The sequence below is a fragment of the Streptomyces sp. NPDC007162 genome (genome assembly GCF_040634175.1).
Classification (GTDB): Bacteria; Actinomycetota; Actinomycetes; order Streptomycetales; family Streptomycetaceae; genus Streptomyces.
Genome location: NZ_JBEYFC010000344.1, coordinates 1 through 9,962 on the forward strand (window position 1 = coordinate 1; position 9,962 = coordinate 9,962).

The 9,962-nt window shown below is 70.7% G+C and carries 8 protein-coding genes; all 8 read left to right on the forward strand.

Annotated elements, in window-relative coordinates; genetic code table 11:
* The coding region (locus ABZ646_RS31370) for an FAD-dependent oxidoreductase (RefSeq protein ID WP_360526245.1) at positions 1-431 on the forward strand (431 nt) is incomplete at its 5' end.
* 59 nt (positions 432-490) lie between these two features.
* The gene (locus ABZ646_RS31375; RefSeq protein ID WP_360526248.1) at positions 491-1,558 is read left to right on the forward strand and encodes a polyprenyl synthetase family protein; all 1,068 of its coding nucleotides are present in this window, start codon (positions 491-493) and stop codon (positions 1,556-1,558) included.
* 117 nt (positions 1,559-1,675) lie between these two features.
* A complete protein-coding gene (gene shc, locus ABZ646_RS31380) occupies positions 1,676-3,667 on the forward strand; it encodes a squalene--hopene cyclase (RefSeq protein WP_360526251.1) in 1,992 nt (663 codons plus the stop codon).
* Positions 3,668-4,309, forward strand: coding sequence for a 1-hydroxy-2-methyl-2-butenyl 4-diphosphate reductase (locus ABZ646_RS31385; RefSeq protein ID WP_360526254.1), 642 nt, complete (start codon positions 3,668-3,670; stop codon positions 4,307-4,309).
* 5 nt (positions 4,310-4,314) lie between these two features.
* Positions 4,315-5,337 carry an adenosyl-hopene transferase HpnH gene (hpnH, locus tag ABZ646_RS31390; RefSeq protein WP_360526257.1) on the forward strand — a complete coding sequence of 341 codons (1,023 nt, stop codon included), beginning with the start codon at positions 4,315-4,317 and terminating at the stop codon, positions 5,335-5,337.
* Between the two features lie 4 nt (positions 5,338-5,341).
* Positions 5,342-6,499, forward strand: a complete 1,158-nt coding sequence (gene ispG / locus ABZ646_RS31395; RefSeq protein ID WP_360526260.1) for a flavodoxin-dependent (E)-4-hydroxy-3-methylbut-2-enyl-diphosphate synthase — start codon at positions 5,342-5,344, stop codon at positions 6,497-6,499.
* Between the two features lie 27 nt (positions 6,500-6,526).
* On the forward strand, positions 6,527-8,551 hold the full coding sequence (dxs, locus tag ABZ646_RS31400; RefSeq protein WP_360526263.1) for a 1-deoxy-D-xylulose-5-phosphate synthase: 2,025 nt from the start codon (positions 6,527-6,529) through the stop codon (positions 8,549-8,551).
* Complete coding sequence (locus tag ABZ646_RS31405) at positions 8,548-9,933, forward strand: aspartate aminotransferase family protein (protein WP_360526266.1); 1,386 nt, start codon at positions 8,548-8,550, stop codon at positions 9,931-9,933. The genes dxs and ABZ646_RS31405 overlap by 4 nt, the downstream gene beginning before the upstream one ends.
* Positions 9,934-9,962 lie beyond the last annotated feature (29 nt).

The following is a 9,962-nucleotide window of genomic DNA, read 5'->3' on the forward strand; positions in this document are numbered from 1 at the left end:
GGCGGAGTATGTGGGGCCGGGGGTGCGGAGGCCTCAGGACATCGAGGGGTTCGCGCCTCCTCCTCATCGGCGCCAACCCCCAGTCCGCCGCCCAGGACGAGATCGACGCCCCCGTGGCCGTGCTGCGCGAGCGCTATCTGCCCGAACTGGAACGGCTGCTGCCCGGCGCGCGCGGCGCCGGGGTGCGGGACTTCTTCGTGACCCGGGAGCGCACCGCGACGTTCGCCCCCACCCCCGGCGTCGGGCGGCTGCGGCCCGGCGCCCGCACCAAGGCACCCGGCCTCTACCTGGCCGGAGCGTGGACCGCCACCGGGTGGCCCGCGACCATGGAGAGTGCGGTCCGCAGCGGTGTCTGTGCGGCCGATGCCGCGTTGAGCACTCTGGGCCGGCCCCGCCCGCGCCACCTCTTCGAGTTCGAGGAGGCGGCGTGACGCTCGATCAGTGGGTGGCAGGCCTCCGCACCCCCGGTACCGCAACAAGAGGAGAAACTGTGCCCACTGTGCCCCCGGCCGAGACGGCTGCCGACGCGGTGGACGTGACCGCGCTCCTGGAGCGCGGCCGGACCCTTGCAACACCGGTACTGCGGGCGGCAGTCGACCGCCTGGCACCTCCCATGGACACCGTGGCCGCCTACCACTTCGGCTGGATCGACGCCGAGGGCAACCCCGCCGACGGGGACGGCGGCAAGGCCGTTCGCCCCGCCCTCGCCGTGCTCTCCGCCGAGGTCACCGGCGCCGCGCCCGAGATCGGCATCCCCGGCGCCGTCGCCGTCGAACTCGTCCACAACTTCTCCCTGCTGCACGACGACCTGATGGACGGCGACGAACAGCGCCGCCACCGTGACACCGTCTGGAAGGTGCACGGCCCCGCCCAGGCCATCCTGGTCGGCGACGCCCTGTTCGCGCTCGCCAACGAGATCCTCCTCGAACTCGGCACCGTCGAGGCCGGCCGCGCCACCCGCCGGATCACCACCGCCACCCGCGCCCTCATCGACGGCCAGGCCCAGGACATCTCCTACGAGCACCGCGACCGGGTCAGCGTCGAGGAGTGCCTGGAGATGGAGGGCAACAAGACCGGTGCCCTGCTCGCCGCCTCCAGCTCCATCGGCGCGGTGCTCGGCGGCGCCGACGACCGCACCGCCGACACCCTGGAGCGGTACGGCTACCACCTCGGCCTCGCCTTCCAGGCTGTCGACGACCTCCTCGGCATCTGGGGCGACCCGGAGTCCACCGGCAAGCAGACCTGGAGCGACCTGCGCCAGCGCAAGAAGTCCCTGCCGGTCGTGGCCGCGCTCGCCGCGGGCGGAGCGGCCTCCGAGCGGCTCGGCGAGATCCTCGCCGCCGACGCCAAGAGCAGCGACTTCGAGAACTTCTCCGAGGAGGAGTTCGCCGCCCGCGCCGCGCTCATCGAGGAGGCCGGCGGACGCGAGTGGACCGCCGAAGAGGCCCGCCGTCAGCACACCATCGCCATCGAGGCCCTCCACGCCGTCGACATGCCCGACCGGGTACGGGCGCAGTTCACGGCGCTGGCCGACTTCGTCGTCGTACGAAAGAGATGATCACTATCGGTCGAATAGCCCTCGCGTAGTCGCCGGCCGGTGCGAGCGCGCAGCCAGCACCGGCCGACGGCGGACCCACAGCAGAACGATTTCGCACGACTGCACGAAGGGGATGCCATGACAGCGACGACCGACGGAAGCACCGGGGCCACCCTGCCGCCCCGGGCCGACTCGGCCACAACCGAACTCACCACCCCCGTGGCGACCGGGGTACAAGAAGCCGCCGAACGCGCCGTCCGGCGTGCCACCGACCAGCTGCTCTCCCTCCAGGACGCACAGGGCTGGTGGAAGGGCGACCTGGAGACCAACGTCACCATGGACGCCGAGGACCTGCTGCTCCGTCAGTTCCTGGGCATCCGCGACGAGTCCACGACCGCCGCGGCCGCGCTCTTCATCCGTGGCGAGCAGCGTGAGGACGGCACCTGGGCCACCTTCTACGGCGGCCCCGGCGAACTCTCCACCACCATCGAGGCGTACGTCGCCCTGCGGCTCGCCGGGGACGCGCCCGACGCACCGCACATGGCGAAGGCGTCGGCCTGGATCCGCGAGCGCGGCGGGATCGCCGCCGCCCGGGTCTTCACCCGGATCTGGCTGGCCCTGTTCGGCTGGTGGAAGTGGGAGGACCTGCCCGAACTCCCCCCGGAGCTCCTGTACTTCCCCAAGTGGTTCCCGCTCAGCATCTACAACTTCGGCCAGTGGGCCCGGCAGACCATCGTGCCGCTCACCGTGGTCTCGGCGAAACGGCCCGTGCGCCCGGCCCCCTTCCCGCTGGACGAGCTCCACACCGACCCGGCGAACCCCAACCCGCCCCGCCCGCTGGCCCCGCCGACCACCTGGGAGGGCCTGTTCCAGCGGCTCGACAAGGTTGTCCGCGGCTACCGCAGGGTCGCGGTGCGCCGGCTGCGCGGCTCGGCGCTGCGCTCCGCCGCCCGCTGGATCGTGGAGCGGCAGGAGAACGACGGAGCCTGGGGCGGCATCCAGCCGCCCGCCGTGTACTCGGTGATCGCCCTGCACCTGCTCGGCTACGACCTGCGACACCCCGTGATGCGCGCCGGCCTGGAGTCGCTGGATCGTTACGCCGTGTGGCGCGAGGACGGCGCCCGGATGATCGAGGCCTGCCAGTCGCCGGTGTGGGACACCTGTCTCGCGGCCATCGCGCTCGCCGACGCCGGGCTGCCCGCCGACCACCCGCAACTGGTCAAGGCCGCCGACTGGATGCTCGGCGAGCAGATCGTCCGGCCCGGCGACTGGGCCGTGAAGCGCCCCCAGCTCCCGCCGGGCGGCTGGGCCTTCGAGTTCCACAACGACAACTACCCCGACATCGACGACACCGCCGAGGTCGTCCTCGCGCTGCGCCGCATCAAGCACCACGACCCCGAACGGATGGAGAAGGCCATCGGGCGCGGGGTGCGCTGGAACCTCGGCATGCAGTCGAAGAACGGCGCCTGGGGCGCCTTCGACGTCGACAACACCAGCCCGTTCCCCAACCGGCTGCCGTTCTGCGACTTCGGCGAGGTCATCGACCCGCCCTCCGCGGACGTCACCGCCCACGTCGTGGAGATGCTCGCCTTCGAGGGCCTGTCCCACGACCCGCGCACCCGGCGCGGCATCGAGTGGCTGCTCGCCGAACAGGAGCCGAACGGCTCGTGGTTCGGACGCTGGGGCGTCAACTACGTCTACGGCACCGGTTCCGTGGTACCCGCGCTCACCGCGGCCGGACTGCCCGCCTCCCACCCGGCGATCCGGCGTGCGGTGACCTGGCTGGAGAACGTCCAGAACGACGACGGCGGCTGGGGTGAGGACCTGCGCTCCTACAAGCACGTCGGCGAATGGAGCGGGCGCGGCGCCTCCACCGCCTCCCAGACGGCGTGGGCACTGATGGCCCTGCTCGCGGCGGGGGAGAAGGACTCCAAGGCGGTGGAGCGGGGAGTGCGGTGGCTCGCCGAGACCCAGCGGGAGGACGGCTCCTGGGACGAGCCGTACTTCACCGGCACCGGCTTCCCCTGGGACTTCTCCATCAACTACCACCTCTACCGGCAGGTCTTCCCGCTCACCGCGCTCGGCCGTTACGTCCACGGCGAGCCCACACCCGAGGCCGAGAGGAGCTGAATGAGTACCACGCCCGCTGCGGCCCCGCTGCTGATCGCCTGCGCGCTCGGCATCGAGCACCTCGCCCTGCGCGCCGGCGAACGCGGTGGCGCGGACGGGCCGGTCACCGTGGTGCGCACCGGTATGGGACCCAGGGCGGCGGAACGGTCCGTCACCCGCGTCCTGGCGGACCCGGCGCTCGCCGGTGCCGCCGTGCTGGCCACCGGTTTCTGTGCCGGACTCGCCCCCGGGATGCACCCCGGCGACCTGGTCGTCGCCGAGGAGACCCGGGACCCGCGCGGGAGCGTCCCGTGCGTCGGCACCGAACTCCTCGTGAAGGAACTCGTACGGACCCTGCCCGGCCGCACCGTCCACACCGGGCCCGTCACCGGCTCCGACCACGTCGTCCGCGGTCACGAACGGTCCGATCTGCTCGCGACCGGCGCAATCGCGGTCGACATGGAATCGGCGGCCACGCTCCTGAGCGCCGTGCGCGCGGGCGAGCGCCCGGTTGCGGCCGTACGGGTGGTCGTGGACGCTCCTGAACATGAACTCGTCCGGATCGGCACGGTGCGCGGTGGAATATCGGCTTTCCGCGTCCTTCGATCCGTTCTTCCCGCTTTCTTCGAATGGCACCGTTCCTTGCTGCTCCCCCGGAGGTGAGCCAGATGGCCATGCCGCTGCGCCAGTCGATCAAGGTCGCTACCTACTTGGCTGAACAGAAGCTCCGCAAGCGGGACAAGTTCCCGCTGATCGTGGAGCTGGAACCGCTCTTCGCGTGCAACCTGAAATGTGAGGGCTGCGGCAAGATCCAGCATCCGGCGGGGGTGCTCAAGCAGCGTATGCCGGTCGCCCAGGCCGTCGGCGCGGTGTTGGAGTCCGGTGCGCCGATGGTCTCCATCGCGGGCGGCGAGCCCCTGATGCACCCTCAGATCGACGAGATCGTGCGGCAGCTGGTGGCGAAGCGCAAGTACGTCTTCCTGTGCACCAACGCGATGCTGCTGCGCAAGAAGATGGACAAGTTCACGCCCTCGCCGTACTTCGCCTTCGCGGTGCACATCGACGGGCTGCGCGAGCGGCACGACGAGTCCGTCGCCAAGGAGGGCGTGTTCGACGAGGCGGTGGCGGCCATCAAGGAGGCCAAGCGGCGCGGCTTCCGGGTGACCACCAACTCGACCTTCTTCAACACGGACACCCCGCAGACCATCATCGAGGTGCTCAACTTCCTCAACGACGACCTCAAGGTCGACGAGATGATGATCTCGCCCGCCTACGCCTACGAGAAGGCCCCCGACCAGGAGCACTTCCTGGGCGTGGAGCAGACCCGCGAACTGTTCAAGAAGGCCTTCTCCGGCGGCAACCGGCAGAAGTGGCGGCTCAACCACTCCCCGCTCTTCCTGGACTTCCTGGAGGGCAAGGTCGACTTCCCGTGCACGGCCTGGGCGATCCCGAACTACTCGCTGTTCGGCTGGCAGCGCCCCTGCTACCTGATGAGCGACGGGTACGTGCCGACGTACCGGGAACTCATCGAGAAGACCGACTGGGACAAGTACGGCCGCGGCAAGGACCCGCGCTGCGCCAACTGCATGGCGCACTGCGGCTACGAGCCCACCGCCGTCCTCGCCACCATGGGGTCCCTCAAGGAGTCGCTGCGCGCGATGCGCGAGACGGTCTCCGGAAACCGGGAGTAGGGGCATGACCGCCGTTTCCCTGGGCCTGCCCGAGGTCCCGGCCCGGCCGGTCGCCGAGCGGCGTCGGTCGCGGCAGATCCACGTCGGACCGGTGGCCGTCGGCGGCGGCGCCCCGGTGTCCGTGCAGTCGATGACCACGACCCGTACCTCGGACATCGGCGCCACCCTCCAGCAGATCGCCGAACTCACCGCGTCCGGCTGCCAGATCGTCCGTGTCGCCTGCCCCACGCAGGACGACGCGGACGCGCTGGGCACCATCGCGAGGAAGTCCCAGATCCCGGTGATCGCGGACATCCACTTCCAGCCGAAGTACGTCTTCGCGGCCATCGAGGCCGGCTGCGCCGCCGTCCGCGTCAACCCGGGCAACATCAAGCAGTTCGACGACAAGGTCAGGGAGATCGCGCGGGCCGCGAAGGACCACGGCACCCCGATACGGATCGGGGTCAACGCCGGCTCGCTCGACCGGCGGCTGCTGGAGAAGTACGGCAGGGCGACTCCGGAGGCGCTGGTCGAGTCGGCCCTGTGGGAGGCGTCCCTCTTCGAGGAGCACGACTTCCGGGACATCAAGATCTCCGTCAAGCACAACGACCCGGTCGTGATGATCGAGGCGTACCGGCAGCTCGCCGCCCAGTGCGAGTACCCCCTCCACCTCGGCGTCACCGAGGCGGGCCCGGCCTTCCAGGGCACGATCAAGTCCGCGGTGGCCTTCGGCGCCCTCCTCTCCCAGGGCATCGGCGACACGATCCGGGTCTCCCTGAGCGCCCCGCCCGCCGAGGAGGTCAAGGTCGGCAACCAGATCCTGGAGTCGTTGAACCTGCGGCAGCGCGGCCTGGAGATCGTCTCCTGCCCGTCCTGCGGGCGCGCCCAGGTCGACGTCTACAAGCTGGCGGACGAGGTGACGGCGGGTCTTGCGGGCATGGAGGTACCGCTGCGCGTGGCCGTCATGGGCTGCGTGGTCAACGGCCCCGGCGAGGCACGGGAAGCCGACCTGGGCGTCGCCTCCGGCAACGGCAAGGGGCAGATCTTCGTCAAGGGCGAGGTCGTCAAGACCGTGCCCGAGTCGAGGATCGTGGAGACCCTCATCGAGGAAGCGATGAAGATCGCCGAGCAGATGGAGCAGGACGGCGCCGGGTCCGGAGCACCCGCCGTCACCGTGAGCTGAACAGCACGGACCGAGAGGGGGCCGAGCGTGACGATTCTGGAGACCATCCGGGGACCACGCGACCTGAAGGCGCTGTCCGAGGCACAACTCGGTGAACTGTCCGAAGAAATACGCGAGTTCCTGGTGCACGCGGTCGCCAGGACCGGCGGTCACCTCGGGCCCAACCTGGGCGTCGTGGAACTGACCGTCGCGCTGCACCGGGTCTTCGAGTCCCCGGCCGACCGCATCCTCTGGGACACCGGTCACCAGAGTTACGTCCACAAACTGCTCACCGGCCGCCAGGACTTCTCCAAACTGCGCGGCAAGGGCGGTCTGTCCGGTTACCCCTCGCGCGAGGAGTCCGAGCACGACGTCATCGAGAACAGCCACGCCTCCACCGCGCTCGGCTGGGCCGACGGCCTCGCCAAGGCCCGCCAGGTACAGGGGGAGAAGGGCCATGTCGTCGCGGTGATCGGCGACGGGGCGCTGACCGGTGGAATGGCCTGGGAGGCGCTCAACAACATCGCGGCCGCCAAGGACCGGCCGCTGATCATCGTCGTCAACGACAACGAGCGGTCGTACGCCCCCACCATCGGCGGTCTCGCCAATCACCTGGCCACCCTGCGCACCACCGACGGTTACGAGCAGGTGCTGGCCTGGGGCAAGGAGGTCCTCCTGCGCATGCCCGTGGTGGGCGGCACCCTCTACGAGTCCCTGCATGGCGCCAAGAAGGGCTTCAAGGACGCCTTCGCGCCGCAGGGGATGTTCGAGGACCTGGGTCTCAAGTACGTCGGCCCGATCGACGGCCATGACATCAGAGCGGTGGAGTCCGCACTGCGGCGCGCGAAACGCTTCCACGGTCCGGTGCTGGTGCACTGCCTCACCGAGAAGGGCCGCGGCTACGAGCCCGCTCTCGCCCACGAGGAGGACCACTTCCACACCGTCGGCGTGATGGACCCGCTCACCTGCGAGCCGCTCACGCCCTCCAACGGCCCGTCCTGGACCTCGGTGTTCGGCGACGAGATCGTCCGCATCGGCGAGGAACGGGACGACGTCGTGGCGATCACCGCGGCGATGCTGCACCCGGTCGGCCTCGGCAGGTTCGCCGAGCGCTTCCCCGACCGGGTCTGGGACGTGGGCATCGCCGAGCAGCACGCGGCCGTCTCGGCGGCGGGCCTGGCGACCGGCGGACTGCACCCGGTCGTCGCCGTCTACGCCACGTTCCTCAACCGTGCCTTCGACCAGTTGCTGATGGACGTGGCGCTGCACCGCTGCGGGGTGACGTTCGTCCTGGACCGCGCCGGGGTGACGGGGGTCGACGGGGCCTCGCACAACGGCATGTGGGACATGTCGATCCTCCAGGTCGTGCCCGGCCTGCGGATCGCCGCCCCGCGCGACGCGGAACAACTGCGTCTCCAGTTGCGCGAGGCCGTCGCCGTCGACGACGCGCCGACGCTGGTCCGCTTCCCGAAGGAGTCGGTGGGGCCGGAGATCCCGGCGGTCGACCGGGTCGGCGGCGTGGACGTCCTGCACCGGGGTGCGGACCCGCGGGTGCTGCTGGTCGCGGTCGGGGTGATGGCGCCGGTGTGCCTCCAGGCGGCGGAGCTGCTGGCCGCCCGTGGTGTCGACTGCACGGTCGTGGACCCCCGTTGGGTGAAGCCCGTGGATCCGGCGCTGCCGGTGCTGGCGGCCCGGCACGAGCTGGTGGCGGTCGTCGAGGACAACAGCCGGGCGGCGGGCGTGGGCGCGGCGGTCGCGCTGGCGCTCGGCGACGCCGAAGTGGACGTGCCGGTACGGCGGTTCGGGATTCCCGAGCAGTTCCTGGCGCACGCGAAGAGGGGGGAGGTGCTGGCCGACATCGGGCTGACGCCCGTCGAGATCGCGGGGCGGATCGGGGCGAGCCTTGCGGGGCGTGCCCACGGGGGTGGTGCGGGGAGCCGTTCGGCGGGTGCGGCGCCGTACGGGTCGATCGCGCCCCGCGGCGGCAGCCGCAAATCGATGCTCCCCGCGCCCCTTCGGGGCGCCACAGCCGAGGGCGCTGTCATGGACGGTGCCCACAAGGAGAAGGAATGAGTACGGAGTTCGACCTCGGGGAGCTGCTCGCCGAGCGTGGTGGTGAGCGGTACGAGCTGCATGCCAAGTACCTCAACCACCAGCTCCCGCGCATGCTGCACACCATCGGCTTCGACAAGGTCTACGAGCGGGCCGAGGGTGCGCACTTCTGGGACGCGGACGGCAACGACTACCTGGACATGCTCGCCGGGTTCGGGGTGATGGGCCTGGGCCGCCACCACCCCGTCGTCCGCAAGGCCCTGCACGACGTCCTGGACGCCCAGCTGGCCGACCTCACCCGCTTCGACTGCCAGCCGCTGCCCGGTCTGCTCGCCGAACGGCTCCTCGCCCACAGCCCGCACCTGGACCGGGTGTTCTTCGGCAACAGCGGGACCGAGGCGGTCGAGACGGCCCTGAAGTTCGCCCGCTTCGCCACCGGCAGACCGCGCGTCCTGTACTGCGACCACGCCTTCCACGGCCTGACCACGGGCTCCCTGTCGGTCAACGGCGAGGACGGTTTCCGCGACGGTTTCGCCCCACTGCTGCCCGACACGGCCGTCCCCCTCGGGGATCTGGACGCGCTCGCCCGGGAGCTGAAGAAGGGCGACGTCGCCGCGCTGATCGTGGAGCCGATCCAGGGCAAGGGCGTGCACGAGGCCCCGCCCGGCTACCTGCGGGCCGCGCAGGACCTGCTGCACCGGCACAAGGCGCTGCTCATCTGCGACGAGGTGCAGACCGGTCTCGGCCGCACCGGCGACTTCTACGCCTACCAGCACGAGGAAGGCGTGGAGCCGGACCTGCTGTGCGTGGCGAAGGCGCTCTCCGGGGGTTACGTCCCCGTCGGGGCGACCCTCGGCAAGGACTGGATCTTCAAGAAGGTCTACTCGTCCATGGACCGCGTCCTGGTCCACTCGGCCAGCTTCGGCGCCAACGCCCAGGCCATGGCGGCCGGTCTCGCGGTGCTCTCCGTCATGGAGAACGACCAGGTCGTCGCCAACGCGCGGGCGGTGGGGGAGCAGCTCCGGTCCCGGCTCACCGCGCTGATCGACAAGTACGAGCTGCTCGCCGACGTCCGCGGGCGGGGCCTGATGATCGGCATCGAGTTCGGCCGGCCCGGCTCGCTGAAGCTGCGCAGCCGCTGGGCCATGCTCCAGGCGGCCCGCAAGGGTCTGTTCGCGCAGATGGTCGTCGTACCGCTGCTGCAACGGCACCGGATCCTCACCCAGGTCTCCGGCGACCACCTGGAGGTGATCAAGCTCATCCCGCCGCTGATCGTGGACGAGGCGGACGTCGACCGCTTCGTGGACGCCTTCACGGACGTGATGGACGACGCCCACAGCGGCGGCGGCCTGATGTGGGACTTCGGCAGGACCCTCATCAAGCAGGCGGTGGCCAACCGCTAGCTCTTTGCCTCTGAGGCAAGAAAATTGCC

Excerpts from the sequence above, each read along its gene's own strand:
- shc (WP_360526251.1), top strand. The coding sequence starts at position 1,676 with ATGACAGCGACGACCGACGGAAGCACCGGGGCCACCCTGCCGCCCCGG.
- ABZ646_RS31385 (WP_360526254.1), top strand. The coding sequence starts at position 3,668 with ATGAGTACCACGCCCGCTGCGGCCCCGCTGCTGATCGCCTGCGCGCTC.
- hpnH (WP_360526257.1), top strand. The coding sequence starts at position 4,315 with ATGGCCATGCCGCTGCGCCAGTCGATCAAGGTCGCTACCTACTTGGCT.
- ispG (WP_360526260.1), top strand. The coding sequence starts at position 5,342 with ATGACCGCCGTTTCCCTGGGCCTGCCCGAGGTCCCGGCCCGGCCGGTC.
- ABZ646_RS31405 (WP_360526266.1), top strand. The coding sequence starts at position 8,548 with ATGAGTACGGAGTTCGACCTCGGGGAGCTGCTCGCCGAGCGTGGTGGT.